The organism is Paenibacillus sp. FSL H7-689 (assembly GCF_000517905.1).
GTDB classification, from domain to species: Bacteria; Bacillota; Bacilli; order Paenibacillales; family Paenibacillaceae; genus Paenibacillus; species Paenibacillus amylolyticus.
Genome location: NZ_ASPU01000009.1, coordinates 21514 through 39464, shown reverse-complemented (window position 1 = coordinate 39464; position 17951 = coordinate 21514). Strand labels below are relative to the sequence as shown.

Here is a 17951-nt window from a genome sequence, read left to right as displayed (position 1 = left end):
TGTTGTGTATAGAATTGTGGATAACCTCGTAGTTGCTCACATAGTTATAAACAAACTATCCACAAGCCTGTGGGTATGTGGATAAATATAGTGATTAATTTCATTGTAGAGTTCGAAAATGCAAAAAACAACAAATTTCGAGCTTTTCAGTCATTCGGTAACTTTTGGACACAGGTCAATTATCCTTTTCAAAAAGACATACAAGCGTTATGATGGAGATAGGTTTTGCCATATATCGCCAGAGGGTACAAGCCGAGAGGTGAACAAAAAAACTTGTCTATTAAAACGAAATTATCCATGATTATGTCGTGCTCAGTGCTCGTTATTTTAGTGTTGAATATCGCACTGAGTTATTATACTACAGAAGAGAATCTGAGGCAGGACAGTGAAACCAAGATGGTGCTCACTGCAAAACAGATTGCAATTGCTGTCGAACAGAATCAATACAGTTCGGATTATGTAAAACGGCAGATTGGAAACAATCTGTGGCTTGCTGCTGTCATGGCAGCGGAAGAATTGGACCCGGATATTAATAATATCACAAATGAAGAACTTGTACGCTTGAGCCAAAAGGTCGGCGTCTCACATATTTCGTTAATGGAGCAGACGGATGATGACATCGTTGTTAACCGCTCCTCAGATCCGAGAGAAATCGGGCTGTCCACCAAATCCATGACTTATTGGTATCAGGCCTTTAAGCAATTGTTCGAAAAACAACAGGTGACGATTCCCCAAGGGCAGAAGTTGGAGCATTTCTGGTCAGATGGATTCGAATATTCGACATCCAGTCCTTCGGATATTGATATCTGGGGTTACTACCATGATGGAAAGAGAAACTACATAATCAATCCCTTCTATAATAATACGGAAGTTGATGACTATGTGAAAATCTCTAGTCCGGATGAGATTTTAAATAAAATTCGTGAGGTCAATCCCTCCATTCTGGAGATTACAGGCATCAATCCGTTGACTTTTGGCAGCCCGAACATGGGTGATGACGGAAGAGATTCAAACTTTAGCAAGTTGAATAACAGACCGATTCGTTTTGGTACATACCAGTATGGTTCTACGGATGAGGATCATCGTGCTGTGGTGCGCGCCATTCGAACAGGGCAAAATGTATCTTTTGTCAGTGAAACGCACGAACAGAAGGTACTGAAGAGTTTTATTCCCATTTTCACACCCAATCAGTCTTCCTATGTGATCAGTATTGTCATGGACTATAAGCAAATATCCTCCATGGTATCTGAGCAGTTGGTGAGCCATGCCTCCATATCATTGGTTTTGCTGGAGATTGTGATCTTTGGCAGCTATCTGCTCGCAGGGTATATTACGCGTCCGATTCAATCCATACTGGGCAAAGTGAATGATGTAGCGGATGGGCACTTTGATTTCCGTCTGAAAGTACGGAGGAAGGATGAACTTGGCCAGCTGGCCAATCGTATTAATGCCATGATTCGTAATCTGGGCCATTATACGAGCCGTCTGAAACAGATGTATGAAGAGAATCGGGCGGTGAAAGAACATCTGGAGTCCATTATCAATCAGACAGCGGACGCCATTCACATTACGGACCTTGAAGGAAAAGTGCTGCGGGTTAACCGCGCATTTGAACAATTATATGGCTTTCGAAGTCGTGAGGTGGAAGGTCGTAATCTGAAGATCATCCCGCCAGAGGCAGAAGAAGAAATGAAACGTCAGCATGCCCAACTCGTTGAGGGGATGTCCATTACGTCCAACGAAACCACCTGGATGAAGAAAGACGGGACCCGAGTAGAGGTCAGTGTCAGTACGGCTCCGGTACGAGACGAGGCTGGAGAGATTACCGCGCTCATTAGTGTCTCCAGGGACATTACAAGCCGTAATCGGATGGAAGAGCTGCTGAGACGTTCTGAGAAGCTAACAACCGTGGGCCAGCTTGCAGCAGGTGTGGCACATGAGATTCGTAATCCACTGACCACGCTGCGCGGATTCCTGCAGTTACAGCAAGAGAGCAACAAGCTGAATCATCGTCATCTGGATCTGATGTTATCGGAGCTGGATCGAATCAACCTTATTGTTGGTGAATTTTTGATTCTGGCGAAACCGCAGGCGGTTCATTTTCAGAATCGGGATATTCGTTTTATTCTTGGCGATGTCATCTCGTTACTGGATAGTCAGGCGCATCTGCATGGTGTAGAATTTGTACTGCGTGCCTCATCCGATTCGGCTATGGTACACTGTGAAGAGAACCAATTGAAGCAGGTATTCATCAATTTGCTGAAAAACGGTATGGAGGCCATGCCAAATGGAGGAAACATCCATATCAAGCTCAAGCATGACGAGCAATCGAAACGCGTCAGAATTGAGATCAGGGATGAAGGGATCGGTATCCCGGAAGAGATGATGCCCAAGCTTGGGGAGCCTTTCTTTACGAATAAAGAGTCTGGAACAGGGCTTGGCCTGATGGTCAGTCAGCGCATTATTCAATCACATAAGGGCATGATGGATATTAAAAGCGTCATGAACAAGGGAACAACGGTTATTATTGAACTGCCTGCATCCGAGCAACAACCGGAAGTTATTGAGGTAGATCAGGTAACAGATGACACGCTTACAGATGAAGAGAAATAGATGAGGTGAGATTACCTTTTGCGTATTAATAAATTTATTAGTGAAACAGGTTATTGCTCCCGGCGTGAAGCCGACAAGTTGGTGGATAGTGGTCAGGTAACCATTAATGGAGTTAAGGCTGAACTGGGCAGTCAGGCAGAAGAAGGCGACGATGTACGAATCAATGGCAAGCCAATCAAGGAAAAGAGAAAACACGTATATATCGCGCTGAATAAACCGATCGGGATCACAAGTACAACCGAGCAGCATATTCAGGGCAATATCGTTGATTTTGTCGGGCACGATGAACGTATCTTTCCTATTGGACGTCTGGATAAGGACTCGGAAGGTTTGATCCTGATGACCAATGATGGTGATATCGTTAACCGGATTCTTAGATCAGAAGGGCGCCATGAGAAAGAGTATATCGTTACTGTTGATCGATCTGTAACCCCGAGTTTCCTTAGAGGTATGAGCACTGGGGTGAAGATCCTGGGTGAAATGACCCTGCCTTGTACAGTGACCCGGATGACGGATCGAGTATTCCGTATCATCCTGACTGAAGGAAAGAACCGTCAGATTCGGCGGATGTGTAGTGCCTTTGGTTACGAGGTTCGTAAGTTGAAGCGTATTCGGATCATGAACATCCATCTTGGAGAAATGGCGACAGGTTCATGGAGAGAGCTTACCCCTGCTGAAAAAGCGGAGCTGGGCGGTCTGTTGGACTATTCACTGGAATAGTTGATCGACTTTGACTAATTTAACTGATTAAAGCTCTGCTTTCCGTAAGGGAGTGCAGGGCTTTTTGGTGTGCAGAGTTAATGAAGACTGGTCAATAATACCGAATAGTAAGGAAATATGTAGATGAACCAGGCATAAGCCTTATATAAACCCAAAAGACCGTTCTCCTTGTACCTGGAGAACGGTCTTTGGTTAATGAATCGCTGCAGGCCTCTAGTTTCCTCCGCCAACGGCTTTTACATTTGTATTGTTACTTTGATACTTCCGAATGATAGATACCTCTACACGGCGATTCTGTGCCCGTCCCGTATTGGTGTCATTGCTGGCAATTGGGTGATACTCTCCATAACCACTTGGTGTGAATTTGGAAGGGTCCAATTGCGAGTTCAGCAACAGGATTTTCAGGAAGTTGAGCGCACGATCTGCGCTTAGATCCCAGTTATCCTTATATTGGTTGTTCGAAATGGGAATATTATCGGTATGACCGGATACAACCACTTCATATTCAGGGAACTCCTGCAGCATGCTTGAGATTGCTTTGGCCAGGGATCGTGATTCAGGCTTCACATCTGCTCGGCCTGAGGAGAACAGGGCGTTATCACTGATGGTGATCTTCAATTCAGACTGATTCAGCTTGGTGTTCAGCTGGTCTGAAAGTCCGTTCTTCGAGATATATTTGTCGAGTCGCTCTTTGAGTTTCTCCAGGTCTTCTTGTTCTTTCTTAGCCATCTGTGCATCTGTAATCTGAGCTGGTGTTTTCTTGGTGATTTCTGTAGGTTCCTGTTTGTTCTTACCCAAATCAGCACCTGGCGTATCCGGATTCATGGACGAATGGTCCAGAATTCCGGAACCTCCATTTAATGCACTGTTTAGTGCGGAAGCCATCTGCTCGAACTTAGCTGCATCGATTGAACTCATACCGAACAATACAATAAACAGAGCGAGCAACAAGGTCATCAAGTCGGAATAGGGAAGCAACCAGCTCTCGTCTATATGCTCTTCATGTGGTTCGTGCTTCTTAGCCTTTTTCACCTGGTGATCCCTCCTTCTCTTCCAGTTGTTTACGTTCGGAAGGTGTCAGGAATACGGATAACTTTTGGTTGATGGCGATGGTGGAGACACCGGATTGTATGGATAACAGTCCTTCAACCATCATCAGCTTGATCTCCATTTCTTGCTTGGACATCCGTTTCAGCTTGTTAGACATCGGGTGCCATAACACGTAACCACTAAATATACCAAGGAGTGTTGCGATAAATGCTGCCGCAATCGCATGGGAGAGTTTCTCCATGTCACTGAGATCGGCAAGTGCTGCGATGAGACCTACAACGGCCCCGAGAACCCCGAGCGTTGGTGCGTACATCCCCGCCTGAGCGAAGATCAAGGCACTGCCACGGTGGCGCTCCTCTGTAGCATGAATATCTTCCATGAGCACATCACTTACAAATTCCTGATCGTTGCCGTCTATAATCATACGCATACCGCCACGAAGGAACTGATCGTCAATCTCTTCTACTTTTGATTCCAGTGCAAGCAAACCTTCACGACGGGTAGTGGAAGCCCAATCCATAAATGTGCCGATCAGGGATACGCGATCAATAAGTACTTGATTTTTGAAAACAATCCCGAAAAGCTTAGGGATTTTCTTAACTTCAGACATCGGAAATGCGATAAAGATGGTTCCTGCCGTACCAACAAAGATAATAATGTAGGCTGCGGGATTGTTAACCAGGTTGATTAAGGGCGCACCCTTCAAGAACATACCAAATACAAGGGAGACCAGCCCCAAAATTAGTCCAATAATCGTTGAAATGTTCATCATACACCTCATCCATGAGATAAAATTGAATCCTTTCAAGCGGCTGTGTTCGGGCTTCCGGACGAATTTTTGGCCGCAATCCGTTCAATGTTAGGCATTCCTTACGGTTGCTAAAACAGTTAAAACGGTCATATATGTATTTATCGACCAGAAGGCCTTTTTTTTTAAGGGCTATTTTCAGGTATAATAAGATCAAATCCGCTCCTTAGGGGCCGAATAGGAGTGAAAAGCCAATGGGCGTAAAGCATGGACGGGATTATGAAGGAATTTTGACAGATCTGACAACGGCAATCGGACGCATACCGGATCGGTATGTTTTCTTTGAAATGGACGCGGAAGAGTGGGGGAGACTGGCTGCATCTGACCAACTTGAAGTGGATGAGGCATTGGCGGAGGATTTGTTCTATGCGCTGGGCGAGGAGTCCGTTATTCCGGTTGGAAGTGGCGTGGTCATCCATGATAAGGAACAGCACCGCATTCATATTTTGATCGGGGAAGAAGAGTTGACATTTGTACCTTTAATTTAGTGTGTTTACATGCATTTTCAGGGGTGTAAATGGAATTGGAATTCCCCTCAAAGCCTTATGGTTATTGGTTCTATGCCATGTAGTTGATTGGATTTTGAAGCTTGTCCGTGGTAAGATGTTAGTCGTGAAATGGGCCAACCGCATGGCGGTGAGCCTGGCCTTTGAGGTTGCTGTTGATAGCGCCGAAGGTGTCGGTGGTTATACGGACGCATGTCTGTAATGTACCACCCTATGGGGAGGAAGATAACGCATGGTTTTTTCGCAAGAGGAAGTCGAAGCTCATCTGGGAAGGCTGGAAGGCTGGGAACTGGAAGAGGGACGGTGGATTGTACGTAAATTCGTGTTCTCCAACTACATGAAAGGGATTGCATTTGTGGATGAGGTCGCTGCGATCTCGGAAGCATTCAATCATCATCCTTTTATTACGATTGATTATACAACGGTTACGCTGCGTCTCACATCATGGGATGCGGGTGGTATTACATCTGTAGATATCAAGGAAGCAGGGCAATATAACGAAGCTTATGACAAAATGAGGTCGCAATAACGAGGTTGGTTATTATCACGCGGCCAGAAGTGAGTGAACCATACATGTCAGACTATAATCAGAAACAACCTCTTATTGCTGTCGTAGGCAGTCTCAATATGGATCTTGTAGTGAAGACAGACACGATTCCGGAAGAGGGAGAGACGGTGAGCGGTGAGGAGCTGCATTATCTCGCTGGTGGCAAAGGGGCGAACCAGGCTGTTGCTGCTGCGCGTCTGGGTGGACAGACTACGATGATTGGTGCGGTGGGATCGGACGGTTTTGGCGAACGTCTGCTGCACAGTCTGACGGAAAGTGGTGCAGATGCCTCGCGGGTTCGCATATTGGAAGACACGGTTACAGGGACGGCTTCCATCTGGCTTTCTCGGGGAGACAACCGGATTATTGTTATTCCTGGTGCGAATGGGCAAGTGGCGCCTGAAATGCTGGAAGAGGCGGATACGGTTAAAAGCCTGACTGCAGCCGCAGCGGTGCTGCTACAGCTGGAGATCCCGCTGCCAGCGGTTACCCGCGCCGCCCAACTGGCGGCTGAAGGCAGCGCACTGGTGGTGCTCAACCCGGCTCCCGCGGTGCCGGGTCTGCCCCAGGAGCTCCTGCGGTGCGTCGACGTTGTCACGCCAAACCGCAGTGAGCTTGCCGTGCTTACCGGCCGGGATCATCTCCGGCCGGAAGACCTGGATGCGGCGGTCGCAGAGCTCGCCGCATCCCTCGGGGCCGCTGTCGTCACGACGCTCGGCCCCGAGGGGGCTGTCTACGCGGCGGCGCCTGGTGGCCGCGTACAAGCAGGGCGTGCCGGCGCGTGCCGTGCGCCCGGCTACGCCGTAAGCGCCGTCGATACGACCGGCGCTGGCGATTGCTTCAACGGCGCGCTGGCAGTAGCCCTCGCGCGCGGTGAGACTTTGGACGCGGCCGTAGGCTTCGCCATGGGTGCGGCCGCGTTATCCGTGACAAAGCTCGGCGCCCAGTCCGGGATGCCGTCCGCACGTGAAGTTGAGGCCTTTTTGGCTGAGCATGCCGCAGAGGCTTAATAATTGATATAACAAAGAGGCTCTTATTCTCCGAAAAGGGGATTAAGCGCCTCTTTGTTATGCGTGTGCAGAGATTATTTCTTCTCTGACAGCCACATGGCGATATTTGCAATCTCTTCGTCCTGCAGTTTGCCCTTGAAGGAAGGCATACCACCTTTACCTTTGACAATCGTAGAATAGATCTTCTCCAGATCATCCTGGCTGCCGATGTTGGCCAGAGCAGGTCCTACGCCACCTTGAAGCTGATCCCCGTGACAGGAGATACAATTGGCTTTGACCAGTGCTTCAGCTTGTCCGGCATCCAATGTTACTTCCGGCATGGTTGGCTTGGCTTCTTCAGCTACTTCTTCTTTCCCTGGAAGCGTAAACATTAAAACAATAGCTAAAGCGCATGCTGCAAAAAATACTCCGCTCATGATCCATTTGTGCATCCCTTATGTCCCCTCCAGAATGAAAGATCATCTAACCTGAAACTATCCATATCATTATAACGGAACCTGTACTGACATCATAGCATTTTGTGGGAATTTTTTGAACTAATCACATAACAAGGGGCAAATTTGGTTGTTTTGCAATGGATTCTAACCGCGAGGCCCTTCATAAACCATACAGTGAAAGGGCTTCAAGCCGCTGGGGGTCTGTCGTTCGTATGTATCCTGGGTGACAAATCCACTCTTCAGATAGACTTGAATGGCACGAGCATTCCAAGTGAGTACTTCCAGATCAATCTCATTCGTGGGATTTCGGCGAATAGCTTCTTGTACAATGGCAGTGACAAAAGCTGTCCCTTGACCCTGACCACACAGCTCTGGATGCATGCCAAGGCCAATCCGGGTTACCCCTTGAAGTGGGAAGTATTGAGCAAACCCACATATACGATCGTTCTGATCCAGGACGATCGCATATTGCTCCTGCCGCAGCTGTGCATCTCCGAATTCCACTTCCAGAGCTTTCATCTGCTCCCAGGGGAGCCAGCTGTAGATATTGTAAGGCGGATCATACTGCCAACTGCAGATAAGCTCCGCATGTTCTTCTCGCATGGGTACAACGTGAAACGTCACAGGGGTTTCCTTCATACACCTGCATGCTCCTTTCCTTGAAACAGAACTCTTTGTCCACTCTACAAAAGAGATGTTCATTTAGCAAGTCTTCCTTCCCAAGAAAAAAAATGAAACAAAAGTTCCGGTAATTTCGTTTATATTATAACGGGATGGGTAAAAACATCATAAGGGCACGGACGAACGAACGCAAAATGAACCTGTTGATGTCGCAGGATATGCCCCGAGTATAACTTGCAACATGAATAAGGATTGAAGCACAAAAAAACCGCCGGATACATTCCTGCGGAGAATGTACCGGGCGGTTCTGTTATGCTTCTTGCTTCGTTCCAATATGGTTAATGGTTACAGCATCATGTTGCTCAGCTTGTCCCTAGTCAAGGGCCAGTGATTCATATGCGTCCGTGCTCATAATCCGTTTTGCGCCAACATAACGATTGGCCCAATAGTTTTCACTCAATGCACTGATCGTAACGCCTTTGGAAGAAGAGGAGTGTGCGAACTTTCCATCCCCTACAAAGATTCCTACATGGGACACGCCTTTACCTGTTGTATTAAAGAACACCAGATCGCCAGCTCTCATCTCCATGCGGGATACGGAATCGCCCATGTCGAATTGGGAACTGGATTGGCGTGCCAAATCAATACCCAACTTGTCGAATACATACCGGGTAAATCCGGAGCAATCAAAGCCGTTAAGCGTTGTTCCCCCACTTTTGTATGTAGTTCCCATTGCTGAATCAATTACTGTGTCCATCTTTGAATCTGCGAATGCGCTACCTGCACCAAGCGATAAAGCGAATGTGATGCTAAGTACAGCTGCGGTTAATTTCTTCTTGAACAAGAGATATTCCCCTTCCAATGCCTGCGAGGTTAGCTTAAGGATTCGGTTGAAGGTCCCCTATGATCCCTCTGTAGCAAGATCAATTCACCCATAACTGGTTCCCCCGCTTCCCAGGTGCCAGGAATTTGGCTATGCTAGTTATGCACCTGCGAAATCAAGAAATGACGATTTAATTTTAAGTAGTTACAAATATGAATGTAAAGATTACAAAGTTGTTACTAAAAACTCACTGCGATTATTGTAACAGAGGAGTACGGCTTTGGCAACGTTTAGCAACAAATTTAGCAAAAAAAACCTCGACCTTTGACGGGGAAAGGTTGAGGTTTGCCTATTTATAAGTACATATTAGGCCATGAGTTTAACATGTGATGGTAACAATTTTTAAACTATCTGCTCTCGCCTTTGGATATTTTGGACTGCCATAATCGGAAATGGCTGCATATTTTCCACAGACTCAATAGACATCTGGCAAGTGGATACGTCTGTTGTAGTATAAGTCCGGTCAGTCCAGTTAATAACCATGAGGCTGTAGTGAATGCCCCAAAGACGAGCAGGTGTACTCCGCCCAGCAGTAATGCAATGCCGATTACAGCGATGAGATGACGCAGTGCAATCCAGAGTGCTTTGAGGGTACCGTGAGCCCCGCCTTCTCCTTCTGGTGCCGAAACACCGAACTGCATATAGAGTATGACATGGTGGATGATCCAACCATATACAATCCAGGCAGCAACATAAGGTATGCCAGGTAAAAGTAATTGAAGGGAATGAAATCCGTCCATGAGAATCGAGTAGAGCTTCGGTATGAGCCAGTAGGCGGGCAGAAGTATCAATAATGTACGTATGGTGTGGAGCAGCAGCATCGGTTTCCACAGATTTTTGATTCCGCGGACAAAGGGAATGCGCTCTTCTGTAGAATTAAAGTGCTGAAGTGAGTAGAGCAGTCCTGCCTGAATGAGGGGGCTGATCAACATGCGAACCAGCAGCATGCCCCCGAGAATCCATAGATAACGATGAACCTCCGGATGGGTAGACAGGTTAAGTTGACTTTCCATTTTGAACAAAAGTGTACTCAGCTCACCGGCATCAGCATCTGGATAGCGAAGGAGCAGTGGGATGACGGCCGATTGTACCATTCGATAGAAGAAATATCCCCAAATGAGTTGATAAAGAAATAAGAGTGCGGCAATGAACATATGCTGACGGACGAGAAACCAGCCTTCACGTATTTTCGCTTTCACCGTTTCCACCTCACCATGACAGACCTCCGAATATGGCTTCTATTAGTTTGGTTACACTCATGCTCCAGCGGGACTTCGTCTGCTCATCCAGTCCGGATTTCAGGAAATTGTTCATATGGCGGTTCTCCAGCACGATCGAGTACAGGGGATCGGTCATGGCCCAGGATACGGGGGATGTGTGAGTTAATTTGTAAGTGATGCGATCTTCTTTGCCATTCCATTGCTTGGTGAGGATATGCCCGTCTTCAAAAGCAATGCGAATAGGAACGGCGTTGTAATCACTCCCTTTTTTTGCGATCGTCACGGATGACTCGTACAATGTTTGACCGTCTTTCTGTACGGGCGTAACACGAATCTTCTCTACAGCAAAGTCAGCCATCCCGTTACTATAGACGTATTGATCAAAATAATCAGACCAGGAAGTGCGGGTCACTTGTTCCACAACGTTTTGAAAATCAGCCGAAGTGGGATGTTTGAAGCGGTACTTCTTCACATAGGTAGAGAGAATTCGTTCCATCTTTTTGGCACCGACTTGATGTTCGATACCAAGCAATACAAGCTTGCCACGTGTATAGACATTGGCTGCATACTCATTCTGTGAATCGAACTTCCAGGATTCTTGTGTTAAGGATGACGGAGAAGTAATCAGTCCCGATTGTACCGGCAGATTCGGAATCAATCCGTATTCCTGCTCCATCAGTTTGTCTTCTGCATAAGAGGTGAATCCCTCATCCAGCCAGGCTTCCTCGAATTCGTTGCTGGCAACCATGCCGTAGAAGTACTGGTGTCCGATCTCGTGGACTACGGTTCGTTCCAGGTCATAACCTGGCGTGGTGTCATCGGCTCCAAAGGCTGTAACTAGCGTAGGGTATTCCATACCTCCAGCGCCATTCCCCGCTTTGGGTGGAACTACGATGGATAAGGTAGCATAAGGATATGGGCCAAACCATTTGCTATAATTGGCTAGAGCGGCCTTCGCGGCGTAGAAATAACGTTCTTTCAGATCCTGATGAGCAGGGTCCAGATATAACTTGATTCGTACACCAGGCACATTGGGTGCAGAGAAGGGTTCCTCGGCGTACACAAAATCGGGTGAGGCTGCCCAGGCGAAGTCATGCACATCATCGGCATAGAATTGATAGACCTTTTCTCCATTCTTCACCACGGCTTGCTGCGTCGGAAATCCGGTAGCAGCAACTTTGTATGTTTCAGGCACCCGAATACGTACACTATATATACCGAAGTCGGCGTAAAACTCTGAATTGCCATGGTACTGGTGCAGATTCCAGCCTTCCGTTGCTCGTCCACGTCTGCCCACAGGTTCATAGGCACTGATTTTGGGAAACCATTGACCTGCCATGACAAAATGATCAGCAGTTCCCATCCGGGCAAAAATCTTCGGCAGATTCACTTCAAATCGAGTGTGGAGCGTGATGCTTTCCCCGCCTTTGACGGGTTTGGGCAAGCGTACTTTAATGAGGGTGGTGTCCTTGATATTTCCGTCATCCGGTTGAACATACTGCATCCGGTGCAGCAGAGAGAGCCCGTCCTCCGTTTTCATTTCGGTAATGTTCATGGAGCCGTAGCCATTGGTAGGCATGACATCACCCCGAAGCTTTCCACCGGATTCTTTCATAAAGGTGGTGTCAGCAGAAGAGAAGGCGTTGGGATACATATGAAAGTAAAGCTCGCTGACGGTTTTTTTACCTGGATGTGTCCAGGTAATCGTCTGAGTCCCTTCCAGTACATTCCCTTCGACCAGCTTCACATCCATGTGATATTCCACAACACGGTTGCTGTACACTTCGGCAGTAGGGGTCTGTACACTTTCTGGAGGTGCTGGCGTTGGGGCTATTGCCTTAGGCTTGCCCGATTCGGGGGCGAGTACTGGCAATTCGGAATGAGTTGAGCGATTATAACCCAGAGTGATCCATATCCCTCCGGCAAGTACACACAGGGCCAGGGATGCAGTGAGCCAGCTCTTGGCGCGTCGTGGAATCATCGTTAAATACCTCCCGTTGACAAGCATCTACAGCATGTATATGTTTGCAATGGGGCAATTATTAGTTAAAATATTTGTATCAACCCTTGGAGGTTATAAACATGGACCAAAACGAGCAAAACGGCAAAAAACAGATTGCCTTGAATATCGTTAGTGCAAAAAGCAAGCATAAAGGCTTCGGTGCAGGCTCCATTGAGCTGAATAACCTTTCCCCGGTCATTATTGATAATGGCGAAGCCAAAATCGATATCGGTGCGATGCATGCGAAGAGCAAAGTGGAACGCAATATCAAGTTCTCTACCAATCGTGAAGATGTGCCCAACGGACGCCAGGTATGGCTGGTGTGGGTAGCTGTCGATCGCACGGAGGAAGGCCAACTGTATGGTGGAGCAACGGCATGTGAGATGTGGATTGATACAGAAGCAAGACGTGGATGGAAACTGCTGGCGGAACATGTGAATCGCATGGATTATGCCTTGAAGCGTCGCTTCATGCTGGATGAGCTTGGACCTGAAGCTCGAGCTGCACTTAAGACACTGCTGATCTCACACAACGAAGACTGGTGGAATGCTTCTCCAGATGTATTGAAGGAAGCACTCGCCTAAGGTAGATCTTTCAACACAGTCTAAAAGAAAAAAAGCAAAAGGCCCCTTAACCGGAAAGTTAGGTTGGGGGTCTTTTGCTTGTGCCTAATCGTATTCATCGATCTGAATAATTATGAGTTTTCATCCGAAGTGAATTACCAATTGTTCAATATAACCAGGGGTTATAGGTGACGCAACTAAGTCATTGCGCATTTACGTCATTCTACCCACCAACGTTTGAAATCTCCCCACCAGGAATGTTTCTCTTCCTGTATGCCTTGTTGATTCTGTACCTGACGGGTCTTCTCATCTTCTCCAGAATCCGAATCATCCGTCGTGCCATGGCATACCTCTGTCGGTTCGGTACCATCAATAAAAACTTCCAATCGTTTCTCTTCACAACCGTTGCCTGCCAGCTTGCCGGATTCCGGATCAATATAGACACTTACGACATGATCAGGCACGGTGAAGATTTTGGGTGGTACGCTCGCAAGTGCCTGCTCTGTGAACTGGGCAAAGATCGGCGCTGCCCGGCGGCCATCCGAAGTCGAGATGGCTTTGCCTTGGTCGTACCCAACCCATACCGCGGTGGAGAGCTCGGGTGTGAACCCAACCAGCCAGGCATCCGTGTTGGTTGTTCCCGTTTTTCCCGCTACCGGACGTTTGATCGCCTTAGACACCCGGTTGCCCGTTCCTCCATTTTCGAAGACACTTTCCATTAAACGAGTCAGTACATAAGCTGCCGCAGGTTCCACAACGGTCTCAGCCTTCGTCTGAGGCGATTCATAGAGCACACGTCCTGCGGCATCCGTCACTTGCAGAATGGCTACAGGTGGCGTCCGTTGTCCACCAGCAGCAATGACGGAAAAGGCCGACGCCATCTCCAGCGGGCTGACAGGTGACGTTCCCAGTGCAAGAGAAGGTACGGCGCTCAGGTTACTTGTAATGCCGAGATTTTTTGCCATACTCACAACCTGCTCAGGACCGATCTGCATAATGGTGTTCACCGCATAGATATTGTCTGAAGCGGCGATCGCCTGTCTTAGATCAATCTCACCCAGATACTTGTCTCCAAAGTTGCCGGGTTTATAGGTTTTGCGGTCATTGTCATAGTGAAAAAGGGTAGGTTCACTGTTAAATATGGATGCACTGGTAAGCTGCTTGGACTCAAGGGCTGCCAGATACATAATCGGTTTAAACGCCGAACCCGGTTGGCGCGTAGTCGCCAATACATGGTTAATCTGATTGGTGCGGTAATTCTTGCCGCCTACCATGGCTTTGATGTAACCCGTCCGAGGGTCGATGGACACCAGAGCCGTTTCCAGCTCACTTTTGGCATCCATACCCTTCGCTATGGCGTCTTCCGCTGCTTTTTGTACACGCAGATCCAGGGTGGTGTAGATGTTCAATCCCCCATGATCCAGCATCGCTTCACTGATTCCCAGCTCTTTGATGGCCAGATTCCGGATATAGTCACGGAAATACGGGGCACTTTCCACCGTTTTACGCTCGCTCTCCGGTTTGAACGAAAGCATTTTCTCATAGGCCTTATCCGCTTCGGCCTGGGTGATCTTGCCGATATCAGCCATGGCATTCAGCACAATCTTCTGTCGGTCTTTAGCATTCTTCATATGGTTATAGGGTGAATAGTAGGTAGGTCCTTTCGGGATTCCTGCTAGCATGGCACTCTCTGCGAGATCCAGCTGTTTGGCTGATTTGCCAAAATACATCCGCGAAGCCGCTTCGATTCCGTACGCTCCATGCCCATAATAGATTTCGTTCAGATACATCTGCAAAATTTCATCCTTGCTGTATTTCATCTCCAATTGTGCCGTGTACATGGCTTCCTTGGCTTTGCGAGTCCATGTTTTCTCATGAGATAGATATAGGTTACGCGCCAGCTGTTGAGTCAATGTACTCGCACCTTGCGACATCTGCATATGTTCGAGGTTAACGAGCACAGCCCGTCCCATCCCTTGCACGTCGAACCCGTAGTGATTATAGAATTTGCGGTCCTCTACAGCCAGAGTGGCATTGACCAAATCTGGAGCGATATCCTCCAGTTGAACGGGTACAGAGTCTTTGCCACCTGCGGAGAAGGTAGCGATGACTTCACCCTGACTGTCCAGTAATCTGGAATTCCGATCAGAGTCTGCTAGGGGCAGGCTGGTTGCGTATAGATAGACCAATCCTGCAGCGGTAGCAAGTATGGCGAGCACGGCGAGCAGAGACAGGTTTTTAAACAATTTACGTACACGGAACCCGCGTTTGCGGGTCTTTTGATTTGGCTTGGTCATGGAACGGGCTCCTCTCTTTTCTTCCAGTATGGGGCTTGATTGGCAGGGATATTCAATCGGGTGCCTAAGCAAACAAAATGTAGCGTTTTCGCCTTAAAAACCGTTTTGCAGTATAAACGTCAATCGCGTATAATGCAAAAGGGTAATGAAAAGGTAAGATTCGGCACAAGATACTAAAGCGCGTAAGGACGAACAGACGAATGGTCATTGATTAGTCAGACGCTCTGCACGCTCTGGTCAATTTAATCTATATAATGAAGTGAACCGCGGACCTTTCCCGCAGGCCAGCAATGATAACGCGATATGGCGCCGAACGCTGGACGTGCTTGGGCGAACCGAATATAGTGCACAGCACTTGATCGGGTATGGCTGATCATTAACTTTACGGAAAGAAGGTAGAGATTATGGAATTGTGGTTTACGGAGAAACAGACCCCGGTATTCGGGATCACCGCGAAGATTAAGCAGACCTATGTTACAGAGAAAACGGATTTTCAAGATTTGGCCATGGTAGAGACCGAAGAATTCGGTAACATGTTGCTTCTTGATGGCATGGTGATGACTACCGTAAAAGACGAATTCGTATATCACGAAATGGCGGCACATCCTGCGCTGAACACACACCCAAATCCGAAAAAAGTTCTGGTTGTCGGTGGCGGCGATGGCGGAGTCATTCGTGAAGTCATCAAGCATGCTGCTGTAGAAAAAGCAGTTCTCGTCGAAATTGACGGTAAAGTTATTGAATACTCCAAAAAATATTTGCCTGAAATCGCCGGCAAGTTGGACGAGCCTAATGTTGAAGTGCTCGTAAACGACGGCTACATGCATATTATTGAACATAAAAATGAATACGATGTGATCATCGTAGACTCCACGGAGCCTGTAGGCCCGGCTGCGCCATTGTTTGAGCGTGGGTTCTACCAAGGCATCTACGAAGCACTCAAAGAAGACGGAATCTTCGTTGCCCAAACGGACAACCCTTGGTTCAAGGCGGATCTGATCCAGAAGGTGAACAAAGACGTCAAAGAAATCTTCCCGATCGTACATGTGTACGGCTGTAATATTCCAACCTATCCAAGTGGTTTGTGGACATTCACCATGGGTAGCAAGAAACATGACCCGCTCGAAGTGGATGAGACTCAAATCCCGGAGATGGATACCAAGTATTACTCTCCGCGTCTGCACAAAGCAGCATTTGTACTTCCTAAATTCGTGGAAGATTTAACGAAATAAAAGGGGAAATCATTAATGAAACTGGATCAAGCTTATTCAGGAAACGTATTTATTTGCAGCTCTGAGGATTATGAGAACTCCAAAGCGGTTATCTATGGCATGCCGATGGACTACACCGTCAGCTTCCGTCCGGGTTCCCGTTTCGGCCCATCTCATATCCGTCAAGCATCGGTTGGACTTGAAGAGTACAGCCCATATCTCGACAAAAGCATTGTAGACATGACATACTTTGACGCTGGAGACCTGCTCTTGCCTTTTGGTAACGCTGGACGCAGTCTTGAGGTAATTCATGAATACATCGGCAGTCTGCTCGCTGACGACAAATTCCCAGTTGGTCTCGGTGGCGAGCATCTGGTTACTTGGCCAGTCATCCAACAGATGTACAAGAAATACCCGGATCTTATCCTGATTCATATTGATGCACACGCTGACCTTCGTGAAAACTATGAAGGCGAGCCATTGTCCCACTCCACACCAGTACGTAAAGCAGCTGAGTTGATGGGTGGCAAAAACATCTATCAGTTCGGTATCCGTTCCGGTTCCCGTGAGGAGTTCCAGTACGGTCGCGAGAACATCAACTTCTATCCATTTGAAGTGGCAGCTCCGATGAAGGAAGCTCTTCCGAAGATGGGCAACCGTCCGGTGTATGTGACCATCGACATCGATGTGCTTGATCCGTCAGCAGCGCCAGGAACAGGTACAGCAGAAGCGGGCGGCATTACGTCCAAGGAACTGCTGGAAGCCATTCATATGATCGCAGGATCTGATGTAAATGTAGTTGGTTGTGACTTGGTTGAAGTTGCACCAATCTATGATCCAACACAACAGACACAGATTGTAGCTGCGAAGCTGATCCGTGAAATGCTGCTTGGATTCGTGAAATAATCACAGAATAATCGATAAGTATAACGCTCTCTGTCTGCGCGGGTTCAACTTTGCGCAGGGGAGGGCGTTTTGTATTGTTAACTTTTGTACAGAGCTGTGCTATACTGACTACATAAGTATTCAGTAGTATATTAATTGATATATTACATTCGTGAAGTATATGGTGATCGGGTTCGGTCATATACTAAAAAGAGCCTTTACCGCTGCCAACGGTAAAGACTCTTAGGACCCGAAAGGCTGTGGATTGCCACGGCGCCCATGAACTAAATAATGCTATTCAAGCAAAACCCACCGTCAGGCTTCCGACCTTATGAGGTGGGTTTTCGCTTGCTACGAAACTTTTTGCGCAACCAACGGTAAAGCTTTCGCCCACTCAGTACAATACTGAGGATCGCAGCAATCCATCGGATTACATCAAGCAACGCCACAAGTTTGACCAACGACGTCACCCCCTTTCGGGAAGCTGCGCCGTGGTCTGGAAAACATCCACCGATATTCAAAAGTCCATAACATTAATTATAGCACGTATGTTCCCTTGCCTCTACCATTTATTTCAT

The 17951-nt window shown here is 47.5% G+C and carries 17 protein-coding genes and 1 riboswitch; of the genes, 8 read left to right on the top strand and 9 right to left on the bottom strand.

The features are described 5' to 3' along the window. Window positions 1-273: 273 nt before the first annotated feature. Complete coding sequence (locus tag C170_RS05915) at window positions 274-2613, top strand: ATP-binding protein (RefSeq protein WP_036607315.1); 2340 nt, start codon at window positions 274-276, stop codon at window positions 2611-2613. 18 nt (window positions 2614-2631) lie between these two features. Continuing rightward, window positions 2632-3333 (top strand): 23S rRNA pseudouridine(2604) synthase RluF, encoded by a 702-nt coding sequence (gene rluF, locus C170_RS05910; protein WP_036607293.1) that lies wholly within the window; start codon window positions 2632-2634, stop codon window positions 3331-3333. Window positions 3334-3546: 213 nt separating this feature from the next. Here the strand turns inward: rluF and motB are convergent, their stop codons facing one another. Together motB and motA are read right to left on the bottom strand one after the other, a co-directional pair. After that, the gene (motB, locus tag C170_RS05905) at window positions 3547-4365 is read right to left on the bottom strand and encodes a flagellar motor protein MotB (protein WP_036607292.1); all 819 of its coding nucleotides are present in this window, start codon (window positions 4363-4365) and stop codon (window positions 3547-3549) included. Next, entirely contained in the window at window positions 4352-5152 is an 801-nt protein-coding gene (motA, locus tag C170_RS05900; RefSeq protein ID WP_036607291.1) for a flagellar motor stator protein MotA, read from the bottom strand. Before motA ends, motB begins: the two co-directional genes overlap by 14 nt. Window positions 5153-5385: 233 nt before the next feature. Here motA and C170_RS05895 point away from each other — a divergent pair, with 233 nt between their 5' ends. The 3 genes from C170_RS05895 (at window position 5386) to rbsK (ending at window position 7254) form a co-directional block, all read left to right on the top strand. Further along, window positions 5386-5679: a hypothetical protein gene (locus C170_RS05895; protein WP_036607290.1), complete on the top strand. Its 294-nt coding sequence runs from the start codon at window positions 5386-5388 to the stop codon at window positions 5677-5679. 250 nt (window positions 5680-5929) lie between these two features. Then, window positions 5930-6226, top strand: coding sequence for a 4a-hydroxytetrahydrobiopterin dehydratase (locus C170_RS05885; RefSeq protein WP_017691315.1), 297 nt, complete (start codon window positions 5930-5932; stop codon window positions 6224-6226). Between the two features lie 44 nt (window positions 6227-6270). Continuing rightward, entirely contained in the window at window positions 6271-7254 is a 984-nt protein-coding gene (gene rbsK, locus C170_RS05880; RefSeq protein ID WP_036607312.1) for a ribokinase, read from the top strand. Between the two features lie 74 nt (window positions 7255-7328). Here the strand turns inward: rbsK and C170_RS05875 are convergent, their stop codons facing one another. From C170_RS05875 to C170_RS05855, 5 genes are all read right to left on the bottom strand, one after another. Continuing rightward, complete coding sequence (locus tag C170_RS05875) at window positions 7329-7685, bottom strand: c-type cytochrome (RefSeq protein WP_036607288.1); 357 nt, start codon at window positions 7683-7685, stop codon at window positions 7329-7331. A gap of 150 nt (window positions 7686-7835) precedes the next feature. Then, entirely contained in the window at window positions 7836-8330 is a 495-nt protein-coding gene (locus C170_RS05870) for a GNAT family N-acetyltransferase (RefSeq protein ID WP_036607287.1), read from the bottom strand. A gap of 355 nt (window positions 8331-8685) precedes the next feature. Continuing rightward, complete coding sequence (locus C170_RS05865; protein ID WP_036607285.1) at window positions 8686-9156, bottom strand: C40 family peptidase; 471 nt, start codon at window positions 9154-9156, stop codon at window positions 8686-8688. A gap of 3 nt (window positions 9157-9159) precedes the next feature. Then, window positions 9160-9297: riboswitch (cyclic di-AMP (ydaO/yuaA leader) on the bottom strand. Window positions 9298-9542: 245 nt separating this feature from the next. Beyond that, window positions 9543-10394: a hypothetical protein gene (locus C170_RS05860; RefSeq protein ID WP_036607309.1), complete on the bottom strand. Its 852-nt coding sequence runs from the start codon at window positions 10392-10394 to the stop codon at window positions 9543-9545. 10 nt (window positions 10395-10404) lie between these two features. Continuing rightward, the gene (locus tag C170_RS05855) at window positions 10405-12396 is read right to left on the bottom strand and encodes a M1 family metallopeptidase (RefSeq protein ID WP_036607284.1); all 1992 of its coding nucleotides are present in this window, start codon (window positions 12394-12396) and stop codon (window positions 10405-10407) included. Between the two features lie 101 nt (window positions 12397-12497). On the opposite strand from C170_RS05855, the gene C170_RS05850 reads away from it, so the two are divergent. Next, entirely contained in the window at window positions 12498-13001 is a 504-nt protein-coding gene (locus C170_RS05850; RefSeq protein ID WP_017691308.1) for a YwhD family protein, read from the top strand. A 197-nt stretch (window positions 13002-13198) separates the two neighbouring features. Here the strand turns inward: C170_RS05850 and C170_RS05845 are convergent, their stop codons facing one another. Continuing rightward, entirely contained in the window at window positions 13199-15277 is a 2079-nt protein-coding gene (locus C170_RS05845; RefSeq protein ID WP_036607282.1) for a transglycosylase domain-containing protein, read from the bottom strand. A 404-nt stretch (window positions 15278-15681) separates the two neighbouring features. On the opposite strand from C170_RS05845, the gene speE reads away from it, so the two are divergent. Next, window positions 15682-16509 (top strand): polyamine aminopropyltransferase, encoded by an 828-nt coding sequence (gene speE / locus C170_RS05840; RefSeq protein WP_017691306.1) that lies wholly within the window; start codon window positions 15682-15684, stop codon window positions 16507-16509. Between the two features lie 15 nt (window positions 16510-16524). Then, the gene (speB, locus tag C170_RS05835; RefSeq protein WP_036607280.1) at window positions 16525-17394 is read left to right on the top strand and encodes an agmatinase; all 870 of its coding nucleotides are present in this window, start codon (window positions 16525-16527) and stop codon (window positions 17392-17394) included. Window positions 17395-17702: 308 nt separating this feature from the next. Here speB and C170_RS31480 read toward each other — a convergent pair whose 3' ends face one another. After that, window positions 17703-17834, bottom strand: coding sequence for a hypothetical protein (locus C170_RS31480; protein WP_017691304.1), 132 nt, complete (start codon window positions 17832-17834; stop codon window positions 17703-17705). Window positions 17835-17951: the final 117 nt, after the last annotated feature.